21 protein-coding genes are annotated in these 25,389 nt (G+C 63.6%); 11 read left to right on the top strand and 10 right to left on the bottom strand.

Going from position 1 to position 25,389, the window contains the following annotated elements; all coding sequences use genetic code 11:
- Positions 1-18: 18 nt before the first annotated feature.
- Both metK and ACIPW4_RS08805 read right to left on the bottom strand, forming a co-directional pair.
- Positions 19-1,209 carry a methionine adenosyltransferase gene (gene metK, locus ACIPW4_RS08810; protein ID WP_400656768.1) on the bottom strand — a complete coding sequence of 397 codons (1,191 nt, stop codon included), beginning with the start codon at positions 1,207-1,209 and terminating at the stop codon, positions 19-21.
- 18 nt (positions 1,210-1,227) lie between these two features.
- Positions 1,228-2,220 (bottom strand): ArsR/SmtB family transcription factor, encoded by a 993-nt coding sequence (locus ACIPW4_RS08805; RefSeq protein ID WP_400656767.1) that lies wholly within the window; start codon positions 2,218-2,220, stop codon positions 1,228-1,230.
- Between the two features lie 228 nt (positions 2,221-2,448).
- Here ACIPW4_RS08805 and tkt point away from each other — a divergent pair, with 228 nt between their 5' ends.
- The 9 genes from tkt (at position 2,449) to ACIPW4_RS08760 (ending at position 11,854) form a co-directional block, all read left to right on the top strand.
- Positions 2,449-4,446: a transketolase gene (gene tkt / locus ACIPW4_RS08800; RefSeq protein WP_400656764.1), complete on the top strand. Its 1,998-nt coding sequence runs from the start codon at positions 2,449-2,451 to the stop codon at positions 4,444-4,446.
- A 180-nt stretch (positions 4,447-4,626) separates the two neighbouring features.
- Complete coding sequence (gene epd, locus ACIPW4_RS08795; RefSeq protein ID WP_152955657.1) at positions 4,627-5,688, top strand: erythrose-4-phosphate dehydrogenase; 1,062 nt, start codon at positions 4,627-4,629, stop codon at positions 5,686-5,688.
- 12 nt (positions 5,689-5,700) lie between these two features.
- A complete protein-coding gene (locus ACIPW4_RS08790) occupies positions 5,701-6,864 on the top strand; it encodes a phosphoglycerate kinase (protein WP_400656761.1) in 1,164 nt (387 codons plus the stop codon).
- Between the two features lie 32 nt (positions 6,865-6,896).
- Complete coding sequence (locus ACIPW4_RS08785) at positions 6,897-7,115, top strand: hypothetical protein (protein WP_400656759.1); 219 nt, start codon at positions 6,897-6,899, stop codon at positions 7,113-7,115.
- Between the two features lie 75 nt (positions 7,116-7,190).
- The gene (locus ACIPW4_RS08780; protein ID WP_400656757.1) at positions 7,191-7,520 is read left to right on the top strand and encodes an MliC family protein; all 330 of its coding nucleotides are present in this window, start codon (positions 7,191-7,193) and stop codon (positions 7,518-7,520) included.
- Positions 7,521-7,620: 100 nt separating this feature from the next.
- Positions 7,621-8,685, top strand: a complete 1,065-nt coding sequence (gene fba / locus ACIPW4_RS08775; protein WP_008093958.1) for a class II fructose-bisphosphate aldolase — start codon at positions 7,621-7,623, stop codon at positions 8,683-8,685.
- Positions 8,686-8,884: 199 nt separating this feature from the next.
- Positions 8,885-11,005, top strand: coding sequence for a putative bifunctional diguanylate cyclase/phosphodiesterase (locus ACIPW4_RS08770; protein ID WP_400656754.1), 2,121 nt, complete (start codon positions 8,885-8,887; stop codon positions 11,003-11,005).
- Positions 11,006-11,044: 39 nt separating this feature from the next.
- Positions 11,045-11,545 (top strand): M48 family metallopeptidase, encoded by a 501-nt coding sequence (locus ACIPW4_RS08765; protein WP_027920691.1) that lies wholly within the window; start codon positions 11,045-11,047, stop codon positions 11,543-11,545.
- 12 nt (positions 11,546-11,557) lie between these two features.
- Complete coding sequence (locus tag ACIPW4_RS08760) at positions 11,558-11,854, top strand: helix-turn-helix domain-containing protein (RefSeq protein ID WP_400656753.1); 297 nt, start codon at positions 11,558-11,560, stop codon at positions 11,852-11,854.
- On the opposite strand, the gene ACIPW4_RS08755 is transcribed toward ACIPW4_RS08760, so the two are convergent.
- The gene (locus ACIPW4_RS08755) at positions 11,829-12,302 is read right to left on the bottom strand and encodes a GNAT family N-acetyltransferase (RefSeq protein WP_400656751.1); all 474 of its coding nucleotides are present in this window, start codon (positions 12,300-12,302) and stop codon (positions 11,829-11,831) included. The two genes, ACIPW4_RS08760 and ACIPW4_RS08755, sit on opposite strands and share 26 nt — an antisense overlap.
- 168 nt (positions 12,303-12,470) lie before the next feature.
- Between ACIPW4_RS08755 and ACIPW4_RS08750 the strand changes: the two genes are divergently transcribed.
- Positions 12,471-13,208 (top strand): substrate-binding periplasmic protein, encoded by a 738-nt coding sequence (locus ACIPW4_RS08750; protein WP_400656749.1) that lies wholly within the window; start codon positions 12,471-12,473, stop codon positions 13,206-13,208.
- Between the two features lie 25 nt (positions 13,209-13,233).
- Here the strand turns inward: ACIPW4_RS08750 and yccS are convergent, their stop codons facing one another.
- From yccS to ACIPW4_RS08715, 7 genes are all read right to left on the bottom strand, one after another.
- A complete protein-coding gene (gene yccS, locus ACIPW4_RS08745; RefSeq protein WP_400657236.1) occupies positions 13,234-15,417 on the bottom strand; it encodes a YccS family putative transporter in 2,184 nt (727 codons plus the stop codon).
- 83 nt (positions 15,418-15,500) lie between these two features.
- Entirely contained in the window at positions 15,501-16,682 is a 1,182-nt protein-coding gene (locus tag ACIPW4_RS08740; protein WP_400656747.1) for an NAD(P)/FAD-dependent oxidoreductase, read from the bottom strand.
- A gap of 133 nt (positions 16,683-16,815) precedes the next feature.
- Positions 16,816-18,153, bottom strand: coding sequence for an ATP-dependent RNA helicase DbpA (gene dbpA / locus ACIPW4_RS08735; RefSeq protein WP_400657234.1), 1,338 nt, complete (start codon positions 18,151-18,153; stop codon positions 16,816-16,818).
- Positions 18,154-18,265: 112 nt separating this feature from the next.
- A complete protein-coding gene (gene mdtD / locus ACIPW4_RS08730; protein ID WP_400656745.1) occupies positions 18,266-19,693 on the bottom strand; it encodes a multidrug transporter subunit MdtD in 1,428 nt (475 codons plus the stop codon).
- A gap of 109 nt (positions 19,694-19,802) precedes the next feature.
- Positions 19,803-21,122: a TldD/PmbA family protein gene (locus ACIPW4_RS08725; RefSeq protein WP_400656743.1), complete on the bottom strand. Its 1,320-nt coding sequence runs from the start codon at positions 21,120-21,122 to the stop codon at positions 19,803-19,805.
- Positions 21,122-22,564 (bottom strand): TldD/PmbA family protein, encoded by a 1,443-nt coding sequence (locus ACIPW4_RS08720; protein ID WP_400656742.1) that lies wholly within the window; start codon positions 22,562-22,564, stop codon positions 21,122-21,124. The genes ACIPW4_RS08725 and ACIPW4_RS08720 overlap by 1 nt, the downstream gene beginning before the upstream one ends.
- A 31-nt stretch (positions 22,565-22,595) precedes the next feature.
- The gene (locus tag ACIPW4_RS08715) at positions 22,596-24,398 is read right to left on the bottom strand and encodes an acyl-CoA dehydrogenase (protein WP_400656741.1); all 1,803 of its coding nucleotides are present in this window, start codon (positions 24,396-24,398) and stop codon (positions 22,596-22,598) included.
- 138 nt (positions 24,399-24,536) lie between these two features.
- Between ACIPW4_RS08715 and ACIPW4_RS08710 the strand changes: the two genes are divergently transcribed.
- Positions 24,537-25,217, top strand: coding sequence for a hypothetical protein (locus tag ACIPW4_RS08710; protein ID WP_400656740.1), 681 nt, complete (start codon positions 24,537-24,539; stop codon positions 25,215-25,217).
- The last annotated feature ends 172 nt before the right edge of the window (positions 25,218-25,389 follow it).

Below are 25,389 nucleotides of genomic sequence, written 5' to 3'. Positions count from 1 at the left end.
TTTACCGCTGCAGGAGAATTACAAGCCGGCAGCGTCACGCAGCGCCTGGGCGCGGTCGGTGCGTTCCCAGGTGAAGGTGGTGAAGGTGTCGTCGCCGACGGTCTTCTGCTGCGGCTCGCGGCCGAAGTGGCCGTAGGCCGCAGTTTCCTGATACATCGGGTGCAGCAGGTCGAGCATCTTGGTGATGGCGTACGGGCGCAGGTCGAAGCACTCGCGCACGATCTGGATGATCTTGTCGTCGGAAACCTTGCCGGTGCCGAAGGTGTTGATCGAGATGGAGGTCGGCTGGGCCACGCCGATGGCGTAGGACACCTGGATCTCGCAGCGCTCGGCCAGGCCCGCGGCAACGATGTTCTTGGCCACGTAGCGGCCGGCGTAGGCGGCGGAACGGTCGACCTTGGACGGGTCCTTGCCGGAGAACGCGCCACCACCGTGGCGGGCCATGCCGCCGTAGGAGTCGACGATGATCTTGCGGCCGGTCAGGCCACAGTCGCCCACCGGGCCACCGATGATGAAGTTGCCGGTCGGGTTGATGTGGAACTGGGTGCCTTTGTGCAGCAGCTCGGCCGGCAGGGTGTGCTTGACGATCAGCTCCATCACGGCTTCCTGCAGGTCTTTCTGCGAGACCTCAGGGTTGTGCTGGGTCGACAGCACTACCGCGTCGATACCGACGACCTTACCGTTCTCGTAACGGCAGGTGACCTGCGACTTGGCATCCGGGCGCAGCCACGGCAGCAGGCCGGACTTGCGCGCTTCGGCCTGGCGCTCGACCAGGCGGTGCGAGAAGCAGATCGGCGCTGGCATCAGCACGTCAGTTTCGTTGCTGGCGTAGCCGAACATCAGGCCCTGGTCACCCGCGCCCTGGTCTTCCGGCTTGGAGCGGTCGACGCCCTGGGCGATATCCACCGACTGCTTGCCGATGATGTTCATCACGGCGCAGGTGGCGCCGTCGAAGCCGACGTCGGAGCTGTTGTAGCCAATGTCGATGATGACCTTGCGCACCAGGTCTTCCAGGTCGACCCAAGCGGAGGTGGTGACTTCGCCGGCGATGATGGCGACACCGGTCTTGACCAGGGTTTCGCACGCGACGCGGGCGTACTTGTCCTGGGTGATGATGGCATCAAGGACCGCGTCCGAAATCTGGTCGGCGATCTTGTCCGGATGCCCTTCGGACACGGACTCGGAGGTGAAAAGGGAGTATTCGCTCATCTCGAAGGTTCCTGAAATTTACCGATGGTGTATGTCGCCAGCCGTCCGCTGAAAATGGCGGACCTGGATCTGGAAACCGTTACGCAAGCCCACATAGAGGCTGTCCCCGGGGGCCAGCCCGGCTGCTGTGGCCCAACGGGCCAGGTCGTCCTGCTCGAAGCCGAGCCAGAGGTCGCCGCAGGCTTCCCGCGCCCAACCCTGGTCATGGCTGCACAGTTCGGTGACCAGCAGGCTACCGCCTGCCTTCACCCGTTTGGCCAGCTGGCGCAGGGCCAGGGCCGGGTCGCTGAAATGGTGCAGGACCATGTTCAGCACTACGCAGTCGGCTTCCACATCCGTTGCACCCAGTGCATCGGCCAACTGCAGGTTTACATTACCCAGGTGTTCGCGTTCGCAGACCTGGCGCGCCAGCTCGAGCATGGTCGGGCTGTTGTCCAGGGCCGTGACCTGGGCGAAGCGCCGTGCCAGGTCTGGCAGGAAGCCGCCATCGCCGGGGCCGACTTCCAGCGCGCTGGCGGTCGGCGCGAAGTTCAGCTTGTCGAGCATCGCCAACAGGCTCTCGCGGTACTGCGGCAAGCCGGCGATCAGGTCTTGCTGGGCGCGAAATTTTTCTTCCACGCGCAGGAAGAAGTCCTGGCTGGTGGCGGCGCGGCGTTGCTGCACCTGGGCGATGCGGGCCTGGACATCTTCCGGCAGGGTCAGGTCGTCGACCTCATCGAGCAGGGCCATGTGCAGGCGCCCGCCGAAGCGTTGGCCGTCGGGCAGGGCGCGGCGGTAGAAGATCGCATTGCCCTCGCGCCGCGTGGCCACCAGTTCGGCCTGGGCCAGCACCTTGAGATGGTGGCTCATGCCCGATTGGCCGACGTCGAAGATCTGCGCCAGCTCCAGCACCCCGAACGAATCACTGGCCAAGGCGCGCAACACGTTCAGGCGCAGCTCATCGCCACTGGCCTTGCACAGGGCGGCCAGTGTGTCGCTTTGCTGGGGGATCGGTTGCGCACGGAGGTTCATGGTGCGGCAGTCTAGACAGGCAAGGCTGCCCCCGCAAGATCAATATCAAAAAGTTTTGATATTGCCGGATGGGTGGATGGCCCCGGCGTTTTTTTCGCCGTTATGGAGGCCAATCACAGGAAAATCCCCCAACTGCGACCATCCGTCATTGCCCCCGGCCCCCGCAGTGGGCGAAAATGGTCGCCTTTTTTCGTAACACCACCTCTTTCAAGCCTCAGGAGATAAGCGATGCCCAGCCGTCGTGAACGTGCCAACGCCATTCGTGCCCTCAGCATGGATGCCGTGCAAAAGGCCAACAGCGGCCACCCAGGTGCCCCGATGGGCATGGCGGATATCGCCGAAGTGCTGTGGCGCGACTACATGAAGCACAACCCGAGCAACCCGGATTTCGCCGATCGCGACCGTTTCGTGCTGTCCAACGGCCACGGCTCGATGCTGATCTACTCGTTGCTGCACCTGACCGGATACGATGTCACCATCGATGACATCAAAGGCTTCCGTCAACTGCACAGCCGCACCCCGGGCCACCCGGAATATGGCTACACCCCTGGCGTCGAGACCACCACCGGTCCGCTGGGTCAAGGCCTGGCCAATGCCGTCGGCTTCGCCCTGGCGGAGAAAGTGCTGGGTGCCCAGTTCAACCGTGATGGCCACAACATCGTCGACCACAACACCTACGTGTTCCTCGGCGACGGCTGCATGATGGAAGGCATCTCCCACGAAGTGGCCTCGCTGGCCGGCACCCTGGGCCTGAACAAGCTGATCGCCTTCTACGACGACAACGGCATTTCCATCGACGGCGAAGTGCACGGCTGGTTCACCGACAACACCCCGGCACGCTTCGAAGCGTACAACTGGCAGGTGATCCGCAACGTCGACGGCCATGACGCCGACGAGATCAAGATGGCCATCGAGACGGCGCGCAAAAGCGACCGTCCGACCCTGATCTGCTGCAAGACCATCATCGGTTTCGGCTCGCCGAACAAGCAGGGCAAGGAAGATTGCCACGGCGCACCGCTGGGCAACGACGAAATCGCCTTGGCCCGCAAAGAGCTGAACTGGAACCACGGTCCGTTCGAAATCCCGGCCGACATCTACGCCGAGTGGGATGCCAAGGCTGCCGGTGCCACGGCCGAAGCCGACTGGAACCAGCGTTTCGACGCGTACGCCAAGGCCTTCCCGGAGCTGGCTGCCGAGTTCAAGCGCCGTGACAGCGGCGAGCTGCCGGCGGACTTCAGCGCTAAGGCCCAGGCCTACATCAATGAAGTGGCTGCCAAAGGCGAAACCATCGCCAGCCGCAAGGCCAGCCAGAACGCCCTGAACGCTTTTGGCCCGATGCTGCCTGAGTTCCTCGGCGGTTCGGCTGACCTGGCCGGCTCCAACCTGACCCTGTGGAAAGGTTGCAAGGGCGTCGAAGCCAATGATGCCAGCGGCAACTACGTGTTCTACGGCGTGCGTGAGTTCGGCATGACCGCGATCATGAACGGCGTCGCCCTGCACGGTGGCCTGGTACCTTACGGTGCGACCTTCCTGATGTTCATGGAATACGCCCGCAATGCCGTGCGCATGTCGGCACTGATGAAGCAGCGTGTGATCCACGTCTACACCCACGACTCCATCGGCCTGGGCGAAGACGGCCCGACTCACCAGCCGATCGAGCAGCTGACCAGCCTGCGCAGCACCCCGAACCTGGACACCTGGCGCCCAGCCGACGCGGTCGAATCGGCCGTTTCCTGGAAAAACGCCCTGGAGCGCAAGGACGGCCCATCGGCGCTGATCTTCTCGCGCCAGAACCTGCAGCACCAGGAACGCGACGCCCAGCAGATCGCCGACATCAGCCGCGGTGGCTACGTGCTCAAGGACTGCGCCGGCGAGCCTGAGCTGATCCTGATCGCGACCGGTTCGGAAGTGGGCCTGGCCGTTCAGGCGCAAGCCAAGCTGACCGAACAGGGCCGCAAGGTGCGCGTGGTCTCCATGCCTTGCACCAGCGTGTTCGATGCCCAGGACGCTGCCTACAAGCAGTCGGTACTGCCGGTCGAAGTCGCTGCGCGCATCGCCATCGAAGCCGCCCACGCTGACTTCTGGTACAAGTACGTCGGTTTGGAAGGTCGTATCATCGGCATGACCACCTACGGTGAGTCGGCGCCGGCCGCTGCACTGTTCGAGGAATTCGGTTTCACCCTGGAAAACATCCTGGGCACCGCCGAAGAGCTGCTGGAAGACTGATACAGGCGTAAAGCGAGGGCTCGCCCTCGTTTCGCGACCGGTCCGACGCCTCGGCAAGGCCGCTCCTACAGGGTATTGCGCACGCCGTCCCCTGTAGGAGCGGCCTTGCCGAGGCGTCGGACCGGTCGCGATGGGCCGCAAGGCGGCCCCAACAGCCATCATGCGTTAGCGAGCCATCGAATGCCCCACCCGCGTCCCTACAAAGTTGCACTCAACGGTTACGGCCGCATCGGCCGCTGTGTCCTGCGCGCACTGTTCGAGCGGGGGGCAAAGGCCGGTTTCGAGATCGTTGCGCTGAACGACCTGGCCGATCAGGCCAGCATCGAATACCTGACACGCTTCGACTCCACCCACGGGCGTTTCCCCGGCGAGGTGAAGGTCGACGGCGACTGTCTGCATATCAATGGCGACTGCGTGAAAGTCATGCGCAGCGCCACCCCCGAAGGCATCGACTGGGCTGCCCTGGGTGTCGACCTGGTGCTGGAGTGCTCCGGCGTCTACCACACCCGCGCCGATGGCCAGCGTTTCCTCGATGCCGGCGCGCCGCGCGTACTGTTCTCGCAGCCCATGGCCAGCGAGGCGGATGTCGACGCCACCGTGGTCTATGGCATCAACCAGGACTGCCTGACGGGCAATGAACGCCTGGTGTCCAACGCCTCCTGCACCACCAACTGCGGCGTGCCGCTACTGCGCGTGCTGGACCAGGCATTCGGCATCGAGTACGTGCAGATCACCACCATCCACTCGGCGATGAACGACCAGCCGGTGATCGACGCCTATCACCATGAAGACCTGCGCCGCACGCGCTCGGCCTTCCAGTCGGTGATCCCGGTGTCCACTGGTCTGGCACGTGGCATCGAGCGCCTGCTTCCGGAACTTGCCGGGCGAATTCAGGCCAAAGCGGTACGTGTGCCGACCGTCAACGTCTCGTGCCTGGACATCACCCTGCAGACTGCCCGCGACACCAGCGCGGCCGAGGTCAACCGGGTGTTGCGCGAGGCGGCGCAGAGCGGCCCGCTCAAAGGCCTGCTGGCCTATACCGAGCTGCCTCACGCCAGCTGTGATTTCAACCATGACCCGCATTCGGCCATCGTCGATGCCAGCCAGACCCGCGTTTCAGGCCCACGCCTGGTGAACCTGCTGGCCTGGTTCGACAACGAATGGGGGTTCGCCAACCGTATGCTCGACGTTGCCGAACATTATCTGCACGTCGTCCACCCAACCCGCAGCAAACAGCCCTGAAGGACTGCATTCATGACCGTGTTGAAGATGACCGACCTCGACCTGCAAGGTAAGCGCGTACTGATCCGCGAAGACCTCAACGTACCTGTGAAGGACGGTGTGGTAACCAGCGATGCGCGTATCCTGGCAGCGCTGCCGACCATCAAGCTGGCCCTGGAAAAGGGTGCGGCGGTAATGGTCTGCTCGCACCTGGGCCGCCCGACCGAAGGCGAGTTCTCTGCCGAGAACAGCCTCAAGCCGGTTGCCGACTACCTGAGCAAGGCTCTGGGCCGCGAAGTACCGCTGGTTGCCGACTACCTGGCCGGCGTTCAGGTGAACGCGGGTGACCTGGTGCTGTTCGAGAACGTGCGCTTCAACAAGGGCGAGAAGAAAAACGCCGACGAGCTGGCCCAGCAGTACGCCGCCCTGTGCGACGTGTTCGTCATGGACGCTTTCGGCACCGCTCACCGCGCCGAAGGTTCCACCCATGGCGTCGCCAAGTTCGCCAAGATCGCTGCCGCCGGCCCGCTGCTGGCAGCCGAGCTGGATGCGTTGGGCAAGGCCCTGAAGGCTCCGGCCAAGCCGATGGCGGCCATCGTTGCCGGCTCCAAGGTATCGACCAAACTGGACGTGCTGAACAGCCTGAGCAGCGTCTGCGACCAGCTGATCGTCGGCGGCGGCATCGCCAACACCTTCCTGGCCGCTGCCGGCCACCCGGTGGGCAAGTCGTTGTACGAACCTGACCTGGTCGACACTGCAAAAGCCATTGCCGCCAAGGTCAGCGTACCGCTGCCGGTCGACGTGGTGGTTGCCAAGGCGTTCGCCGAGGACGCCGAAGCCACCGTCAAGGCAATCGCCGACGTTGCTGCCGACGACATGATCCTGGATATCGGCCCGCAGACCGCTGCCAATTTCGCCGAGCTGCTGAAGTCGTCGAAGACCATTCTGTGGAACGGCCCGGTCGGCGTATTCGAGTTCGATCAATTCGGTAACGGCACCAAGGTGCTGGCCAAGGCCATCGCTGATAGTGCTGCTTTCTCCATTGCCGGTGGTGGCGATACCCTGGCTGCCATCGACAAATATGGCGTCAGCAAGGATATCTCCTACATTTCTACCGGTGGCGGTGCGTTCCTCGAATTCGTAGAAGGCAAGGTGCTGCCAGCCGTGGCGATCCTGGAAGAGCGGGCAAAAGCCTGACAATGGCGGCGCCTGGCAAAGGGAGCGACCTGATGGTCAAGCAATTGCCTGTGATGATTCTGGCCGGCCTGCTGGGCGCTTGTTCCAGTGGCCCGTCCGCGGATGCCGACCCGGCGCAGCCGCCCAAGGGCGGCTGCTACCAGTCCGAGTGGCAGGCCGAGACCGTGCCGGTCATCAACAAGCGCGTCGGCCCGGAAGGCCTGGAAAAGTACGACGAAGAACACCAGCGCAAGGCGCCGGGTTGCCCTTGAAGGGAACAACCGCACCGGGCGTTCGTCGGTGCAGGCAACCAAGCGACCGCTCTGTGGTCATCTAGAGGATATGTAATGAAAGCGCTGATGGCCTCGATGGCCCTGGCGACACTGGCAGGATGCTCGCTATTGCAGCCTGCACCTTCTGCTCCGGCGGACGACTGGACCCGCTGGGTCTGCGATACCCAGACTGACGTGTTGTGGCGTTACGCCGATGCACAACGGGACCAGGTTGACGTACGCCTCGGTGGCGGTGACCAGGTCTACCGGCTCAAATCCGAGCCGGGCGCTTCGGGCGCGCTGTACAGCGATGGCGTGCTGGCCTTCCACACCAAGGGCGAGGAAGGCCTGGTGTACTGGGTGGCGACCAACGATCTGATTGGGCGGGGCTGCAAGGCACCGTGACTGGCCGGGCCGCACAGGCGGCCCACACTACTTGAACAGCAACCGCCCCTGCGGCAGGCTTGCACGAAACAATCGACGCTTGTCGGGAGAGAGATACACAATGGCACTCATTAGCATGCGCCAGATGCTGGACCACGCCGCCGAGTTCGGTTACGGCGTTCCGGCTTTCAACGTCAACAACCTCGAGCAGATGCGCGCCATCATGGAAGCGGCCGACAAGACCGACTCCCCGGTGATCGTCCAGGCTTCGGCCGGCGCCCGCAAATACGCCGGTGCCCCGTTCCTGCGCCACCTGATCCTGGCTGCCATCGAAGAATTCCCGCACATCCCGGTGTGCATGCACCAGGACCACGGCACCAGCCCTGACGTGTGCCAGCGTTCCATCCAGCTGGGCTTCAGCTCGGTGATGATGGACGGCTCGCTGGGTGAAGACGGCAAGACCCCGACCGACTACGAGTACAACGTCCGCGTCACCCAGCAGACCGTGGCCATGGCCCACGCCTGCGGCGTATCGGTGGAAGGCGAACTGGGCTGCCTGGGTTCGCTGGAAACCGGCATGGCCGGTGAAGAAGACGGCATCGGCGCCGAAGGCGTGCTGGACCACAGCCAGATGCTGACCGACCCGGAAGAAGCCGCCGACTTCGTCAAGAAGACCCAGGTGGATGCCCTGGCCATCGCCATCGGTACCAGCCACGGTGCCTACAAGTTCACCAAGCCGCCTACCGGCGACGTGCTGGCCATCGACCGCATCAAGGAAATCCACAAGCGCATCCCTAACACCCACCTGGTGATGCACGGTTCTTCCTCGGTACCGCAAGAATGGCTGGCGATCATCAACCAGTACGGCGGCGACATCAAAGAGACCTACGGCGTACCGGTCGAAGAGATCGTCGAAGGCATCAAGCACGGCGTGCGCAAGGTCAATATCGACACCGACCTGCGTCTGGCGTCCACCGGTGCCATGCGCCGCCTGATGGCTCAGAACCCAAGCGAGTTCGACCCGCGCAAGTTCTTCGGTGAAACCGTCAAGGCCATGCGTGACGTGTGCATCGCCCGTTACGAAGCGTTCGGTACCGCCGGCAATGCCTCGAAGATCAAGCCGATCTCCCTGGAAGGCATGTTCCAGCGCTACCTGAAGGGTGAGCTGGCCGCCAAGGTCAACTGATTCACAGGCGCAGTCATGAAAAACCCGCAGCGATGCGGGTTTTTTTATGCGTCGAAAATGCTGCAAGGCTACCGTTAGTCGGCTAACGTGAAACTTGTTCACTGATAGCGATCTGATTGCATTGCTTGTCGCAATCGCAGGTCTAGAGTATTAATCGGATCCAATAGCGAGCCGAAATCGATCAAACAAGAGAAGCAGCATGGATGGCGCTTACCCTCAACCACTGGATGGAAAATCTGTTCTTCTGGTGGTAGACGATTACCCGGAAAACCTCATCAGCATGCGGGCCTTGCTGGCGCGCAACGATTGGCACGTGTTGACGGCAAGCTCAGGGATGGAAGCTTTGGGTACGTTGCTTGAACACGAAGTTGATCTGGTACTGCTCGATGTGCAGATGCCCGAAATGGACGGCTTCGAGGTTGCCCGCCTGATGCGCGGCAGCCAGCGTACCCGCCTGACCCCGATCATCTTTCTCACGGCCAACGAGCAGTCCGATGCCGCCGTGCTCAAGGGCTACGCCAGCGGCGCAGTGGATTACCTGTTCAAGCCGTTCGATCCACAGATCCTCAAGCCCAAGGTGCAGGCGCAGCTGGATCAGCAGCGCAACCGGCGCATGTTGCAGCGCCTGACCCGCGAGCTGGAGGCGGCCCGGGCGTTCAATGCCTCGATCCTCGAGAACGCTGCCGAAGGCATACTGGTGGTCGATGCCGAGGGTGTCATCAGCTTCGCCAACCCGGCGATCTCGCGCTTGATGAATACCCCGGTCGAGCAATTGCAGGGTGTGCATCTGCTCGATCTGCTGCAATTGGCCAGCGCCACCCTGTGGAGCGAGTCCGAGTTCCACAACGCCTATCTCGCGCGGCAGATCGTGCGGGTCCATGATGCCCACCTGCGCATTCCGGGAAGTCAGCTGGTGCCTGTGGCCCTTTCGTGCGCGCCGTTGCCGGCGGAGCAGCAGGCCATGGTGGTGACGGTGCTGGACATGTCGGTAGAGCGCAACCTGCACCAGCAGCTTGAGTACCAGGCGGTAACCGACCCCTTGACCGGCCTGCTCAACCGCCGTGGTTTCTACCAGGCTGCCGAAGGCGTATTGCTGCGCGGCGAGCGCTCGAACAAGGTCCAGGCCCTGATGTATATGGACCTGGATGGCTTCAAACGGATCAATGACTCGCTAGGCCATGAGGCTGGAGACCGGGTGCTGCGCTGGGTGGCCGAGCAGATCAAGGACTGCCTTGGCAGCGAGGCGCTGCTGGCGCGCATGGGAGGCGACGAATTCACTGCGCTGTTCGATGGTTTGCCCTACCCGGAACAGGCCGGGCGCCATGCCGAGAAGCTGCTCGAGCGGGTGTCGATCCAGCAGCAGGTGGAAGGGCTGGATGTGTGCCTGGGTGTCAGCATCGGCATCGCCACCTTTCCCGACTGTGGCAGCAATGTCGAAGGCCTGCTGCGCGCTGCCGATACTGCGATGTACGCGGCCAAGCAGGCCGGTCGCCAGCAATATCGCTTCTATGATCAGGAACTCAACGGCCGCGCCCGCTCGCGGCTGATGCTCGAAGACAGCGTGCGCAATGCCATCGAGGCTCAGGATTTCAGCCTCGTCTACCAACCTCAGGTGGCCTTTGCCGATGGCCAGCTGCGGGGCTTCGAGGCCCTGCTGCGCTGGCAGCATCCCAGTGTCGGCGATGTGCCGCCCGGGCTGTTCATCCCCTTGCTGGAGGAGGCAAGGCTGATCAACCGCCTGGCCAGCTGGATCTACCGCCAGGGGGCCGCCCAGCGTCAGGCCTGGTGCCAGTGCTTTGCCCCGGAGCTGGTGCTGGGTATCAGCCTGAGCCGGGCGCAGTTCACCATGCCCAGCCTGGTCGATGAACTGCAACGGGTAATCCAGGACTACCAGCTCGACCCGGCGCAATTGGAAGTCGAGGTGGCCGAGACCTCGCTGATGTACAACATCGACACGGCGATCAAGCAGATTCACCGCCTGCGCGAGCTGGGCGTGCGCGTGGCGCTGGACGATTTCGGTGCGGGCGACTGCTCGCTGCGCATGTTGCGCGACCTGCCCATCGACACATTGAAGCTGGACCGTCACCTGGTGGCACGGCTGCCGGATTCGACGGCGGATGGCGCATTGGTGCGCAGTGTCATCGGGCTGTGCGCGGACTACGGTATCACCGTGATCGCAGAGGGTGTTGAAACACCAGCCCAGGCTGCGTGGCTGAAAGCAAACGGTTGCGCCTATGTGCAGGGTTTTCTGGTAGCGCGCCCGATGACGGCGGCCGATGCCAGCGGCTTTCCGGCGAATTTTCCCTGGCCGCGGCCGTGATTGGCTAGAATCGCCATTCGTTACGCCGAATGCCGTGCCATGACCGTATTACGCTATTTGCAAGCCTACCCACCGCACCTGCAGGAGCAGGTGCGGCAGATGATCGACAGCGACCGCCTGGGCGAATACCTGCAGCGCCGCTACCCCGGCCGCCATGACGTGCAGAGCGACAAGGCGCTGTACGGCTACGCCCAGGACTTGCGCCAGCAATACCTGCGCAGTGCGCCAAACCTGGACAAGGTGCTGTTCGACAACCGCCTGGACCTGACCCATCGGGCCCTGGGGCTCAATACTGCGGTTTCGCGGGTGCAGGGCGGCAAGCTCAAGGCAAAGAAGGAAATCCGTATCGCCTCGCTGTTCAAGGAGGCGGCGCCGGAGTTCCTGCGCATGATCGTGGTGCACGAGCTGGCGCACTTGCGCGAGCGCGACCACAACAAGGCGTTCTACCAGCTTTGCCAGCACATGGAACCGGCCTACCATCAACTGGAATTCGACCTGCGCGTCTACCTGACCTATCGGGAGTTGCCGGGCAACCTGTAAGGATCACGCAGCATGGATGTGAGCAAGACCAAGAGCAGCTTCTACCGCCGCCTGTACGTGGCCTGGTTGATCGACAGCCACACCGCCACCAGCGTGCCGGCGCTGATGGAGGCCACCGGCATGCCGCGCCGCACGGCACAGGACACGATCGCCGCACTCGCCGACCTGGACATCGTCTGCGAGTTCGAGCAGCAGCAAGGTGCGCGCAACCATGCCGGGCATTACCGCATCCATGACTGGGGGGCGATCGACAAACAGTGGATCATCCAGCACCTGCGCCAGATCAGGGAAGTGCTGGGCTATCCATGACCTTGCGCATGCCGATATGGGGTATGTCGTCCTCCAGGTATTGCTCACCCACCGCCTCGAAACCGTGCCGGGCGTAGAAACCCTGCAGGTGTGCCTGGGCCGACAGGTACACGGGCGTCCCATGCCAGCAGTGACCGGCCGCTTCCAGCCCTTTCATCAGCAACGGATGCCCGAGTTTCAGCTCACGCGCCTCGGGAGAGGTCACCACGCGCCCGATGACTACATCGCCACCCTGGGACTGCGGGTCGAGCAGGCGCAGGTAGGCCACCAGCTTGTCATCCTGCCAGCCCATAAGGTGCAGGGTGTCGCCCGTCAGGTCCTGGCCGTCGACTTCCTGGTAGGCGCAGCGCTGCTCGACCACGAACACGGCCGTACGCAGTTGCAGGATGGCGTAGAGCTCCTGCTTGTCGAGGTCGGTGTGATGCTTGCAAAGCCAGTGGGTGGGCATGGTGGCAGCTCCTGAAAATGATCGCCGATCATCGCAAATTTTCTCAGTTCGGCCAAAATAGAGGCTAAATGACATTATTGGCCGCTGCCTGACGCAGCGGCCATTGTGTACCCTGATCTGCGATTTGCCTTCCACAGCGTGTGCCTCCCACTGCAAAAGGACTTCTGCATGCGGCCACTGCTTTGCGCGTTGGGCTTGCTGGGCGTGCTCCTGGCAGCACCTGCAGCCGGCCAGGACAGGCTACGGCTGGTGGCCGACCATTGGCCGCCCTTTACCGACAGCAGCATGCCAGGTGGCGGCCTGGCCACTAGCCTGGTCACTACGGCCCTGGCCCGTGCCGGGTATGCCAGCGGCTACGAAGAGGTGCCGTGGGCGCGGGCCTTGATGGGCGTTGGCGAAGGGCGCTACGACGTGCTCATCAGCGCTTGGTACAACGACGCGCGCAAACAGATCGGGCAATTTTCCAAGGGCTACCTGAGCAACCGCATTCGCCTGCTCCAGCGCAAGGGCGACACGTTCCGCTACGAGCACCAGACCGACCTTTACCCCTACAGCATTGCGGTGGTGCGCGACTATGCCTATTCACCGCAGTTCGATGGCGATACACGCCTGCACAAAGTGGAGGTGCGCGACTTCTCCACCGCCGTGCGCATGCTCGCAGCCGGGAGAGTCAACCTGGCAGTGGAGGACGAATACGTGGCGCGCTATAACCTGCAGCGCGAGCCGCAGGCCGTGCGCGATGCGGTGATGGTGATGGAGCCGCTGCTGGGGGAGAACAGCCTGCATATTCTGGTCAGCCTGAAGCATCCCGATCACCAGCAGATCGTCGAACGGTTCGATCAGGCCATCGCAGCAATGAAGGCCGATGGCAGCTATGCGAGGCTGATGCGCCAGCATGGCTTCTGATCTCGGTTGCCAGCACAGGAAAAACTCAGGCCGCCGGTGCCTCTTTGATCAGGTGTGCCGCCAAGGTCCGCAACGGTCCCAACTGCCTGCAGATCAGCGCCAACTGGGTCTGCACCAACCGCTGGTGCTCATCCAGCTCCTCCGGCATCTGCTCCAGGGCATTGGCCAGCGCCTCTTCCTCATCACTGTGTATCGCCACCGGCAGCCGCGCCGCCAGGCCGTTGGCAATTTCGTCCAGGCTATTGGCCAGCCGCTGCGCGGCGCCATCAATCAACTGCTCCTGCACCTCTGCCGGCAAGGCGGTATCGCGGTGCGCGCCCAGCCCTGACAGGTAACTGAGCAAGGTGTGCGACAGCACCAGGAAGCGGAACCCGACATCGGCTTCCTTGCGGAAATGCCCCGGCTCCATGAGCATGTTGGCCAGTGTGGTCGACAGCGCTGCATCAGCGTTGTGGGCGTTGCGCCGGGCCAGGCGGTAGGCGAGGTCGTCACGCTTGCCGTGGGCGTACTGTTGCATGATCTGGCGCAGGTACACGCTGGCGCAGGCCAGGGTGTTGGCCAGCGCCTTGTTCAACCGTCGGCCCTGCCAGTCAGGCAGGAACAGGAATACCGCGAGGATGGCGATCAGGCTGCCGACCAAGGTATCGAACAGGCGCGGCAGGAACAGGCCGTAACCGTCGCCGATCTGGTTGAAGCAGAACAGCACCATCAGCGTGATCGCCGCCGTGGCCAGGGTGTAGCGGGTGGTGCGGTTGACGAAGAACACCACCCCCGCAGCCACGGCGAACAGCGACTGGATGACCGGGTTGGGGAACAGGTCGAACAGCGCCCAACCGACAGTCAGGCCGATCGCGGTGCCGAAGATCCGCTGCACCAGCTTGCGCCGGGTGGCGCCATAGTTGGGCTGGCAGACGAACAGCGTGGTGAGGATGATCCAGTAGCCCTGGGTCGGGTGGATCAGGTGCACCATGCCGTAACCGATCGACAGAGCCAGCGGCAGGCGCAGGGCGTGGCGGAACAGCAGCGAGGTCGGCGTCAGCTGGGTGCGCAGGCGCGTCCACACGTCTTTCAGAGTGCGGGGCGAGCGGTCGAGCAGGCTGCTGTCGCTGGCGTCGGCCAGGCTGTCGGGGTTGCTGGCGGCGCTGAGCAGGCGGTCGAGGGTCGCGAGGTTGGCGGCCAGGGCGCGCAACGAGCGCAGCAGGCCACGCCAGGCCGGGTTGTTCTGGGTGCGCAGGTGTTCGAGCGAGGCGTTGAGGTCTTCCAGTGCCTCGGTGAAGCCCGTGGCCAGCACGAAGGGTTGGCGCAGGCGGATCGAGCGGGCCAGCTCCTGGCAGGAGGCACCCTGTTTGCGCAGCAGCCGTTGGCAGCGGAACATGACATCGCTGTGGAAGAACGCTTCGTTCAGGGCATTGTAAGGGTAGTGCGAGGCGCTGACCCGTTCGTGGATGTCCTGGGCCAGGAAGTACAGCTTGAGGTAGCGGCTGACCTTGGAGTTCGGCTGGCTGTTGCCGACCCGGTGCAGAATGATCTCCTTGGCCGCATTGAGCGCCGCCACCACTTTGCCATTCTGCCGGGCCAGGTCCAGGCGCTGGGCTTCGACATCAAGGTTGCGGATCGGCTCGAACAGGCTGGCCTTGAGCTTGAGGTAGCTGCCAAGTTCGAAGAACAGCTTGGCCAGGCTCTGCTGCACCGGCTGGTTGGCAAACAGCGCCTGCCACAGCACCGAGAGCAGCCCGTACCAGGCTGCGCCCGCCACCAGCAGCATGGGTTCGTGCCAGAAATCCGTGACCTGTCCGCCACGCTGGTCCACGCCGATCATGGTGTACACCGAGGTGATCAGGGTCGCCGAAGCAATCGCGCCATAGCGCTCGCCCAAGGCGCCGAGCATGGTCAGGCCAAACGCTGCCAGGGCCAGGGCGATGGCGAAGACCCACGGGTAGGGGAACAGCAACTCCACTGCCAGCGCGGCAATGGCAAAGCAGGTGAGGGTAACGGCCAGGGCGCTGAGGCGGCCCTGCCAGCTGTCATCGGTCTCGGCCAGGGCGCTGGCGATGATGCCGAGGAACAGCGGAATCAGCAGGGCCATCTCGTTCTGGTACCAGCACAGGGCCAGGCTGCCGGTCAGGGCGATGGTGACCCGGATGCTGTAGCTGAACTTGTCTTGACCCCACAGGCGACGCAGTGACTGACGGAACGAGCTCGATGGCATGATGGCCTGCTGGGCAGTGATCGAATGAATGCATTGCAGCACGGCCAGCAAGAAGCGTTCCGTGCTGCTGAATGGATTCTACTCTACACGAACTGCGCAGCGGCGTTGGCCGATGCCCAGGCCCACTGGAAGTTGAAACCGCCCAGATGGCCGGTGACGTCGAGCACTTCGCCGATGAAGTACAGGCCGGGGCTTTTCAGCGATTCCATGGTCTTGGACGACACTTCACGGGTGTCCACGCCACCGAGGGTGACTTCCGCAGTGCGGTAGCCTTCGGTACCGGCCGGTACCACCTGCCAGTTCGACAGTTTCTCGGCGATCTGCGCCAGTTCCGCCGGGGTGTACTGTTTCATCGGCCGGGACTCGAACCACTGCTCGGCCAGCAGGTTGGCCAGCTTGCGGGTGAACACCTCGCCCAGCACGGTCTTCAGTTCGGCGTTGGCACGCTCGGCTTGCATCTGCTGCAGCCAGGTCAAGGCATCGCGATCGGGAAGCAGGTTCAATTCCACCGTGTCACCGGCTTCCCAGAACGACGAGATCTGCAGAATTGCCGGGCCACTGAGACCGCGGTGAGTGAACAGCAGGTTTTCGCGGAAGCTGGTGCCATTGCAACTGGCGGTGCAGTCGAGCGACGTGCCTGACAACTCGGTGCACAGTGCCTTGAGTTGGGGCTCGGTGATGGTGAATGGCACCAATCCGGCGCGGGTTGGCAGCAGCGTGTGGCCGAACTGGCGGGCCACCTGGTAACCGAAGCCGGAGGCGCCCAGGGTCGGGATCGACAGGCCGCCGGTGGCGATCACCAGCGACTGGCAGGCGAACTGGCCGCCGCTGGTTTGCAGCAGGTAGCCGGCTTCGGTCTTCTCGATGTGTTCGATGCTGGTGTGCATGCGGATTTCGGCGCCGGCGTCGTCGCATTCGGCCAGCAGCATGTCGAGGATGTCGCTGGCCTTGTTGTCGCAGAACAGCTGGCCGAGTTTCTTCTCGTGGTATGGCACGCCATGCTTGCTCACCAGCTCGATGAAGTCCCACTGGGTGTAGCGGGCCAGGGCCGACTTGCAGAAGTGGGCGTTGTGCGAGAGGAAGTTGGCCGGCTCGGTGTACATGTTGGTGAAGTTGCAGCGCCCGCCGCCGGACATGAGGATCTTCTTGCCAGGCTTGTTGGCGTGGTCGAGCAGCAGCACCCGGCGGCCACGGCGGGCGCTGAGCTGGGCGCACATCAGGCCGGCGGCGCCGGCGCCGAGGATGATCACGTCGGTGGAGTGCACGGTGTTACCTCATAGAATGCCGGGGCTGCTTCGCAGCCCTTTCGCGACACAAGGCCGCTCCTACAGGAGCATGCGATCCCCTGTAGGAGCGGCCTTGTGTCGCGAAAGGGCCGCAAAGCGGCCCCAAAATAGGTCAGACGATACGGACTTTCAGGGATCGGCCCTTGATCTTGCCGCTGTTCAGGCGCTGCATGGCCTGCTTGGCCAGCGGCCTTTCGACTGCCACAAACGCCTGGAAGTCGAAGATGGCGATCTTGCCCACCTGTTTGCCCGGAATTCCGGCATCCCCGGTCAACGCGCCCAGAATGTCACCCGGGCGCAGCTTGTCCTTGCGCCCGGCAGCAATGCACAGCGTGCTCATCAGCGGCAGCAGCGGCGCGCCGCCCTGGTTCTTCAGGCTGTCCAGCTGGTCCCAGCGCAGCGGGCTTTTCTGCAGGTCTTCGATGGCCTGGGCGCGGTGGCCTTCGGCTGGTGCGACCAGGCTGACCGCGATGCCTTTCTCCCCGGCACGGCCGGTACGGCCAACACGGTGCACATGAATCTCGGCATCACGGGCCAGTTCGACGTTGATGACCATGTCCAGACCATCGATATCCAGGCCACGGGCCGCCACGTCGGTGGCCACCAGTACCGAGCTGCTGCGGTTGGCGAACATAGTCAGCACCTGGTCGCGGTCACGCTGCTCCAGGTCGCCGTGCAGGGCCTGGGCGACGATACCCTTGGCGGTCAGGTGGGCAACCACATCCTCGCACTGCTGCTTGGTAAAGCAGAACGCCACGCACGATTGCGGGCGGTAGTGGCCCAGCACACGGGTGACGGCTTCCAGGCGTTGCTGCGGGTCGATCTCGATGAAACGCTGCTCGATCTGGTTGTCGGCGTGCAGGCTTTCGACCTTGACCTGCTGCGGCTTGCGCATGAAGTCGGCGGCCAGCTGCTCGATGCCGGCCGGGTAGGTGGCCGAAAACAGCAGGGTCTGGCGGCGTGACGGGGTCTTGCCGATGATGCTGGCGATGGCGTCGAAGAAGCCCATGTCGAGCATGCGGTCGGCTTCGTCCAGCACCAGCGTGTTCAGGCCGTCGAGCACCAGGGTGCCTTTGTCCAGGTGCTGCTGGATACGCCCCGGGGTGCCAACGATGATGTGCGCACCGTGCTCCAGCGAGGCAATCTGCGGGCCCAGCGACACGCCGCCGCAGAGGGTGAGGATCTTGATGTTGTCCTCGGCGCGGGCCAGGCGGCGCAGTTCCTTGGCCACCTGGTCGGCGAGCTCGCGGGTTGGGCACAGCACCAGCGCCTGGCAGCCGAAGTAGCGCGGGTTGATCGGGTTGAGCAGGCCGATGCCGAAGGCGGCGGTCTTGCCGCTGCCGGTCTTGGCCTGGGCGATCAGGTCCTGGCCGCGCAGGATGACGGGCAGGCTCTGGGCCTGGATCGGCGTCATCGAGGCGTAGCCGAGGGCGTCCAGGTTGGCCAGCATGGCGGTGGACAGCGGCAAGGTGGCAAAGGCGGTGGATTCGGTGGTCACGAGGCGGGCCTGCGTTGCGAAGCGAAAAATGCCGCACAGTCTACCAGCCTCATGGCCATTCGCCCTACGACTCCATGTGTTGTTCCGGACGACGGGCACGCCTTCCGTCCGTCGGCGACAGTTGCAGGAAGATCGCCGCCGCCAGCATGGCCATCACCCCGATGGTGAAGAAGGTCAGCTGGAACGCCCCCAGGGTGGTCTCCACGCCCTCTGCGCTACCCGCTGCGGTAAAGCCGCCGAGCAAGGCGCCAGCGCAGGCCACGCCGAGGCTCAGCGACAGCTGCGCGACCACCGACAGCAGGCTGTTGCCGCTGCTGGCGCTGGCATCGTCGAGGTCGATCAGGGTTACCGTGTTCATGGCCGTGAACTGCATCGAGTTGACCGCGCCGAGCAGGGCCAGCTGCACCAGCAGCACGGCGTAAGGGGTCTGCTCGTCGACCAGGCCCAGGCTGGCCAGGAGGATGCCCAGCAGCAAGGTGTTGCCGGTCAGCACGATGCGGTAGCCCAGCCGCTCGATCAGTGGCCGGGCGACAGACTTGGCGACCATCGCCGAAGCAGCCAGCGGAATCATGCTCATGCCGGCCTGGGACGGTGAATAGCCCAGCGCGACCTGCAGCAACAACGGCACCAGGAAGGGCAGGGCGCCGCTGCCCAGGCGCGAGAACAGGTTGCCAAGGATACCGATGGCGAAGGTGCGCACGCGAAACAGGCTGGGCGAGAACAGCGGCTCCGGGTCACGCCCGGCGCGCAGCCAGTAGGCGGCAAGGCAAGCCATGCCGGCGAACAGCAGCAACATCACCCGCAGGTGCGGCAGGTGCAGCTCGCCCAAACCTTCCATGGCGATGGTGATCAGCACCATCGCTGCGCCGAACAGCAGGAAGCCTGGGGTGTCGAAGCGGGTACGCTCGAGCCCGCGCAGGTCGGGAATGAACTTCCACACGGCATAGCAGCCCAGCGCACCGACCGGCAGATTGAGCAGGAAGATCCAGTGCCAGCTGAGGATTTCCACCAACCAGCCGCCAAGGGTCGGGCCCAGCAGCGGGCCGAGCAGGCCGGGGATGGTGATGAAGCTCATGATCCTCACCAGTTCGGTGCGCGGGTAGGCGCGCAGCACCACCAGGCGCCCGACCGGCAGCATCAGCGCGCCGCCCAGGCCCTGCACGATGCGGGCGCCGATCAGAAAACCGAGGCTGTTGGCCATGGCACACAGCAGCGAGCCGAAGCTGAACAGCAGGATGGCGCTGAAGAAAATACGCTTGGTGCCGAAGCGGTCGGCGATCCAGCCAGAGGCGGGAATCAACAGCGCCACGGTGAGCATGTAGGCGATGATCACCCCCTGCATGCGCAGCGGGTCTTCGGCCAGCGAGCGGGCCATGGCCGGCAGCGCGGTATTGAGGATGGTGCCGTCCAGGGACTGCATGAAGAAGGCGATGGCCACCACCCACGGGATCCAGCGAGCGGTGGTGGGGTCCAGGGGGATGCGTTCGGGCATGGCTTGCTCTTCCGTCAGTGCCGGCCCTATTGCGGCTAAAGCCGCTCCTACAGGGATTGCATATTCCCTGCAGGAGCGGCTTTAGCCGCAATAGGGCCGGTAAGGCCAATCACAATGTCAGGGTCAATCCCTTGACCAGCGCTCCCGGCAGATGACTCGACCCGGTACTGCGCTGCCCATAGGTACTGGTAGACAGGATCATCTCGCGCTCGCGGGTCAGATCCTCCAGCTGGCTGCCAAGCAGGCTGTACAGGCTGTCATCGAAGCGCATGGTGCTAACCGGCCCCTGGATCTCGCCGTTTTTCACCCAGAACGTGGCAAAACGGGTCAGCCCGGTCATGCGTGCCGCTGGCAAGTCAGAGTAGTTCAGGTACCACAGGTTGCTGATGTACAGCCCGGTCCCAAGCCGCTCCAGAATCTGCTCGCTGGGCAAATTGCCCGGCGCTAGGCTCAACGCGCACGGCGACTCGTAGCTGTCGGCGCCGTTGGCCAGCAACTCGAACTCCGCTGCGCTGCGGGCACTGACCAGCCGCTGCAATGCTTTACCCTGCTGAATCAGCGGAACATCCAGGCGCGGTGAGCCTTCGTCGGAGAATGCCGGGCTCAGCGAGCCGCTGACCTGCTCGCTGAAACTCACCATCGGATGCAGTTGCGCATCGCCGTTGTACAGGCGTTGCAGGGCACTGTTGCCGGTGGCCAGCGCCTGCGCGGAGAAGCCGCCCCAGCAGAGCATGCCGGCGATTTCGTCCATGGCCGCAGGCGCCAGGTAAGCGCGGTAGCTGCCAGGTTCGATCGTCACGGCCGGGCGGCCGAGGAAGCCCAGCTGCTCCCGTGCCTGGCGCAGGCGGGCGCTGAAGTCGTCAGCGTCCCAGCACTGGCCGGCATAGTTGGCCTTCACCGCCTGGCCATTGCCGTGGAACAGGCTCCAGTCGAAGTTGAAGCTGTTGGCCTGATGCCAGCCGAACGCCCCGAACGAGCTGGCAAAGCCCCGGCAGATCGGGCCGGCAGCGTAGATGCCGACCAAGTCCAGGTCGCCGGCTTCGCGGTCGAGCAGTGTCAGGACCTGGTCAAGCCCGGGTAGCGGTTGTGCCTGCTCGCTGAGGCTGTGCCAGGCGCTCTGGTCCAGCTGCAGGTATGGGTCCACGGCCAGCAGTGGCAGGGTCTGGCGCAACTGCTCCAGCGCTGAGATCAGGCGTTGCCGGTCAAGTGGCGTGTCGCCGCTCAGGGTCACCTGCTGTTCCGCCTGGCGGCCCTCACGGATCAACCGCAGTTGCGCGCTGGCCTGGCTCACCTCGCCGGCCTGGCGCACCTTGGCGTGGTTGAAACGCACGAATTGCGACTGTTCGGCGCTGAAGCCAAGGGTGAACTGCTCGCCAGGTTGCAGGGCATCCTGCATTGCGGCGACCAGGGTCTGGAAAAGTGGCTTCATCAGGCTTCACCTCCGAATACGTCTATCTGGCGGAAGACGCAGGCGGGCGAGGCATGCCCGACCCGTACCACCTGGTTGGGTTCGCCCTTGCCGCAGTTGGGTGTGCCCAGTACCTGGAAGGTGCTGCGATCACCGACGGCCGCCAGGTTGCGCCAGAACTGTGCGGAGATGCCGCGGTAACTGGGGTTCTTGACGATGCCCTTGAGCTCGCCGTTTTCGATCAGTTGGCCCCATTCGCAGCCGAACTGGAATTTGTTGCGTGCATCGTCGATCGACCAGGAGCGGTTGGTACGCATCAGGATGCCGTGCTCGATGCCCTGGATCAGCTGGTCGAGGGGCTGGTCGCCGGGTTCGATGTTGAGGTTGGCCATGCGGTCGATTGGCGCGCGGTTCCAGCCGCAGGCGCGGCTGTTGGCCACGCCACTCAGGCCCGAGCGGAACTGCGACAGTGCCCCGCCCAGCGGGCGCAGCAGCAGGCCATTGCGGATCAGGAACTGCTTGCTGGCCTCGCTGCCATCATCATCGAAGCTGTAGCTGGCCAGTTCTTCGCCGATGGTCGGGTCGAAGGTCACGTTGAGCAGGCTGGAGCCGTATTGAAGGTGGCCGAAGTCGCTGGCTTTGACGAAGCTGGTGCCGGCGTAATTGCGCTCGTCGCCGAGGATGCGGTCCATCTCCAGCGGGTGGCCGATGGATTCGTGTATCTGCAGCATCATCTGGTCGGGCATCAGCAGCAGGTCACGCGGGCCGCTGGGTGTGTTCGGCGCCAGCAGCAGCTGCAGCGCCTGGTCGGCGACCTGGCGGGCAGCGCCGACCAGGCCGCAGCGCTCGATGATCTCGAAGCCGCCCTGCTGGCCGAAGTTGTCACGGCCCAGGCTGCGGCTCTGGCTGTCCTGGCCGTCGCTGGCGGTGACGCTCAGGCCCGGGAACAGGAAGCGCTGGGCATGGCGCAGCTCGGCGCCGGCCGAGTTCAGGTAGGTCTGCTCCACCAGGCTCAGCCCCAGGCTGGCCTGCCAGTCCACCAGGCGGCTGTCCCTGGGCACGCTGGCCGATTCGGCGGCGAGCAGGCCAAGGCAGTCGGCCAGGCTTGGCACGGGTCGCTCGAAGTTGGGTGAAATGTGGTCGTGCCGGGCGCTGGTCACCGGCTGCTCGCGAAGGTCGAGCAGACTGTGCCGGGCGACCTGTCGAGCCAGCGCCTCAGCCTGCTCCAGTGCCCGTTGCAGGCCAGCCTGTGACAGGTCGGCGGTGGCCGCATAGGCCTCTACGCCGTTGACTCGCACGGTCAGCATGGCGCCCTCGTCCTGGCTGAAGTGGGGCGGCTCGGCCACATTGCGACGAACCGACAGCGCTTGGTGCGACTGTTTCACATGACGCAGAGAAAACAACTCGGCCGTACTGCGCAGCGCGGCAAAACGCTGGCGCAGCAGGGCGCTGGAATCGAACATCTGGAAGCCTCCGTTTTAACGGCGGCTCCCCCTAGAACCACCCATCTTGCATGGCCAGGCACGTATCGTCGCGCGCCTCGAGCAATGCCAGGTCATTATGGCAGGCGGGAATTTCCCAGGTCAGGAAAAAACGCGCGGCCTGCAGTTTGCCGAGGTAGAAGTCGCGGTCGGCGAGGTTGCCCTTGAGCAGCCCAAGTTCGGCATGGATCGCCTGCTCCAGCCAGCGCCAGCCGATCACGCAGTGGCCGAAGGCGTTCAGGTAGAGGGCTGAATTGGCCAATGCGCCAGCGATTTTGCCCTCGGCCAGGTCGCCGAGCAGCGCCAGGGTCACCGATTGCAGGCGATTGACCAACTGCTCCAGCGGCTGGCGCAGGGTATCCAGGCCCGGGTGATGGCTGGCGCGTTCGGCAGTGCTGGCGATCAGGCGGATCAGTTGCTTGAGGCCTGCGCCGTTGTTCTGCGCCAGCTTGCGGCCCAGCAAGTCGAGCGACTGGATGCCCTCGGTGCCTTCATGGATCGGGTTAAGGCGGTTGTCGCGGTAGTACTGCTCCACCGGGTACTCGCGTGTGTAGCCGTGGCCGCCGAGAATTTGGATTGCCAGTTCGTTGGCCTTGAGGCAGAAAGTCGAAGGCCAGGATTTGACGATAGGGGTCAGCAGGTCGAGCAGTTCCTGGGCTTGCCTGCGTGTGCTTTCGTCGCTGGCGGTGTGGGTGTCATCGAACAGGCGCGCTGCGTACAGGCCGAGGTCGAAGGCGCCCTCCACGTAGGCCTTCTGTGCCAGCAGCATGCGTTTTATGTCGGTGTGTTCGATGATCGGCACAGCCGGGCTTTGCGGATCCTTGTTGTCCGCCAGGCGACCCTGGGGCCGCTGGCGGGCGTATTCCAGCGAGTACAGATAGCCGGCGTAGCCGAGCATCACCGCGCCCATGCCGACCCCGATACGCGCTTCGTTCATCATCTGGAACATGCAGGCCAGGCCCTGATGCGGCTGGCCGACCAGGTAGCCGATGCACTGGCCGTTGTCGCCGAAGTTCAGCGCGGTGGAGGTGGTGCCGCGCCAGCCCATCTTGTGGAACAGCCCCGCCAACAACACGTCGTTGCGCGGACCACGGCTGCCATCTTGGTTGACCCGATACTTCGGCACGATGAACAGCGAAATACCCTTCACGCCGGGCGGCGCGTCCGGCAGCTTGGCCAGCACCATGTGCACGATGTTTTCCGACAGCTCGTGGTCGCCGCCGGAGATGAAGATCTTGTTGCCCTTGAGCCGGTAGGTGCCATCGCCGGCGGGTTCGGCGCGGGTGCGGATATCGGCCAGCGACGAGCCGGCATGGGGTTCGGTCAGCGCCATGGTGCCGAAGTAGCGGCCGTCGATCATTGGCTGTAGGTACAGGCGCTTCTGTTGCTCGGTGCCGAAGCTTTCGATCAGGTTGGCGGCGCCCATGGTCAGGAACGGGTAGGCCGTGGTGCCGGCGTTGGCTGCCTGGAAGTGGGCGAAGCAGGCCTGCGAGACCAGGCTGGGCAGTTGCATGCCGCCTGCTTCGAAATCGCGGTTGGCGTTGAGGAAGCCGGCTTGGAGGAAGGCATCGACGGCGGGCTTCACCTCGGGGATCAGCTCGGCACGGCCGTCCACGTAACGCGGCTCGTTTTCGTCGGCCTTGCGGTTGTGCGGGGCGAAGAACTTCTCGGCGATGGTGCGCGCAGTGGTCAGGGCAGCGTCGAACGTCTCGCGGCTGTGCTCGGCGAAGCGCGGGCGCTGGGTCAGGGCTTCGGCGTCGAGGACTTCGTAGAGTTCGAAGGCTAGGTTGCGGAGGCTGAGCAGGGTCTCGGGCATGGGGGCGGTCCTTGAGCGGGCATGAGCCGAGTCTAGGAGTCGCTTCAGGTGGATGACTACCATGATTGATTCAGTTGATAGCACGAAACACACGTAAACGTTGTGGGGTAGCTATCCCTTCATGGCCACAGGGGGTAGATGGCATTTACGCATCTGGCGATATTTAGACGTTTCCTGCGCAATCTTCAGAATCAGCCTGGTGAAGTTAAGGCACCGACTGGCCTTGAATGCTTGCTTTGGTGTTCGCTCAAGGAAATTGTTTTAATGGCCAGTGATCGTGTAAGTGGCTCCGGATCTAACGAAGCACCGTTTTTTGTGGTCTCACCCTCCAAGTTAGTAGTGATGACCTTATTTACTTTGGGCCTTTACTGGTGGTACTGCTTTTATCAAAGTTGGAGGTTGCACAAGGTCCGAACCGGTGAGCCCGTGATCCCTATGCTGCGTAGTGCGTTCGGAATGTTTTACATTTATCCGCTGCTAAAGCGCGTGGATGATGTCACCCGGTCTTCCGGCAAAGAATACCCTTGGTCCATTCTGAAGTTAACCTTGAGCTACTACGCCCTGATGATCGCAGCGTTTGTTGGATCATTCATATTAGAGGGCTTGCCGTGGGTGGCATTGGTGGTGGTCATTGCCTTGCAAGCACTCTCGCTTTACCTTCTCGCGGTCATGCAGAAAGGGATCAATTTCAGTGCGGGCGATGTGACAGGCAAGTCAAATAGCAAGTTCAGTTTTGCTAATCGGTTTTGGATGTATCTAGGTTTTGCAATGGAGCTGTCTCGTATTTATGTGTTGTTCATAGGCCCAGCGTCGAGTTGATCTTCGATTTAGATCTGGATGATAGGGGTACAGAAAGGGTGGGGCATACAGGTGTATGCTATGAGGCTTGCAGCGCCTGTGAGATCGAGCGCCGCGCGGGCGGCGCTCGATCTTATAGGCGCCGAAAGAATCAAGGCATGCTCCTGCCAGCCTTGAAACTCCCTCATGGCAT

Source organism: Pseudomonas sp. NPDC089996 (assembly GCF_044748405.1).
GTDB lineage: Bacteria > Pseudomonadota > Gammaproteobacteria > Pseudomonadales > Pseudomonadaceae > Aquipseudomonas.
The sequence above is the reverse complement of the archived record's forward strand: the minus strand, read 5'-3'. Positions and strand labels throughout refer to the sequence as shown.

What these genes read in the sequence shown, in the direction of transcription:
- metK (WP_400656768.1), bottom strand. Translation starts at nt 1,209, where the DNA reads ATGAGCGAATACTCCCTTTTCACCTCCGAGTCCGTGTCCGAAGGGCAT.
- ACIPW4_RS08805 (WP_400656767.1), bottom strand. Translation starts at nt 2,220, where the DNA reads ATGAACCTCCGTGCGCAACCGATCCCCCAGCAAAGCGACACACTGGCC.
- tkt (WP_400656764.1), top strand. Translation starts at nt 2,449, where the DNA reads ATGCCCAGCCGTCGTGAACGTGCCAACGCCATTCGTGCCCTCAGCATG.
- epd (WP_152955657.1), top strand. Translation starts at nt 4,627, where the DNA reads ATGCCCCACCCGCGTCCCTACAAAGTTGCACTCAACGGTTACGGCCGC.
- ACIPW4_RS08790 (WP_400656761.1), top strand. Translation starts at nt 5,701, where the DNA reads ATGACCGTGTTGAAGATGACCGACCTCGACCTGCAAGGTAAGCGCGTA.
- ACIPW4_RS08785 (WP_400656759.1), top strand. Translation starts at nt 6,897, where the DNA reads ATGGTCAAGCAATTGCCTGTGATGATTCTGGCCGGCCTGCTGGGCGCT.
- ACIPW4_RS08780 (WP_400656757.1), top strand. Translation starts at nt 7,191, where the DNA reads ATGAAAGCGCTGATGGCCTCGATGGCCCTGGCGACACTGGCAGGATGC.
- fba (WP_008093958.1), top strand. Translation starts at nt 7,621, where the DNA reads ATGGCACTCATTAGCATGCGCCAGATGCTGGACCACGCCGCCGAGTTC.
- ACIPW4_RS08770 (WP_400656754.1), top strand. Translation starts at nt 8,885, where the DNA reads ATGGATGGCGCTTACCCTCAACCACTGGATGGAAAATCTGTTCTTCTG.
- ACIPW4_RS08765 (WP_027920691.1), top strand. Translation starts at nt 11,045, where the DNA reads ATGACCGTATTACGCTATTTGCAAGCCTACCCACCGCACCTGCAGGAG.
- ACIPW4_RS08760 (WP_400656753.1), top strand. Translation starts at nt 11,558, where the DNA reads ATGGATGTGAGCAAGACCAAGAGCAGCTTCTACCGCCGCCTGTACGTG.
- ACIPW4_RS08755 (WP_400656751.1), bottom strand. Translation starts at nt 12,302, where the DNA reads ATGCCCACCCACTGGCTTTGCAAGCATCACACCGACCTCGACAAGCAG.
- ACIPW4_RS08750 (WP_400656749.1), top strand. Translation starts at nt 12,471, where the DNA reads ATGCGGCCACTGCTTTGCGCGTTGGGCTTGCTGGGCGTGCTCCTGGCA.
- yccS (WP_400657236.1), bottom strand. Translation starts at nt 15,417, where the DNA reads ATGCCATCGAGCTCGTTCCGTCAGTCACTGCGTCGCCTGTGGGGTCAA.
- dbpA (WP_400657234.1), bottom strand. Translation starts at nt 18,153, where the DNA reads ATGCTGGCCAACCTGGACGCCCTCGGCTACGCCTCGATGACGCCGATC.
- mdtD (WP_400656745.1), bottom strand. Translation starts at nt 19,693, where the DNA reads ATGCCCGAACGCATCCCCCTGGACCCCACCACCGCTCGCTGGATCCCG.
- ACIPW4_RS08725 (WP_400656743.1), bottom strand. Translation starts at nt 21,122, where the DNA reads ATGAAGCCACTTTTCCAGACCCTGGTCGCCGCAATGCAGGATGCCCTG.
- ACIPW4_RS08720 (WP_400656742.1), bottom strand. Translation starts at nt 22,564, where the DNA reads ATGTTCGATTCCAGCGCCCTGCTGCGCCAGCGTTTTGCCGCGCTGCGC.
- ACIPW4_RS08715 (WP_400656741.1), bottom strand. Translation starts at nt 24,398, where the DNA reads ATGCCCGAGACCCTGCTCAGCCTCCGCAACCTAGCCTTCGAACTCTAC.
- ACIPW4_RS08710 (WP_400656740.1), top strand. Translation starts at nt 24,537, where the DNA reads ATGGCATTTACGCATCTGGCGATATTTAGACGTTTCCTGCGCAATCTT.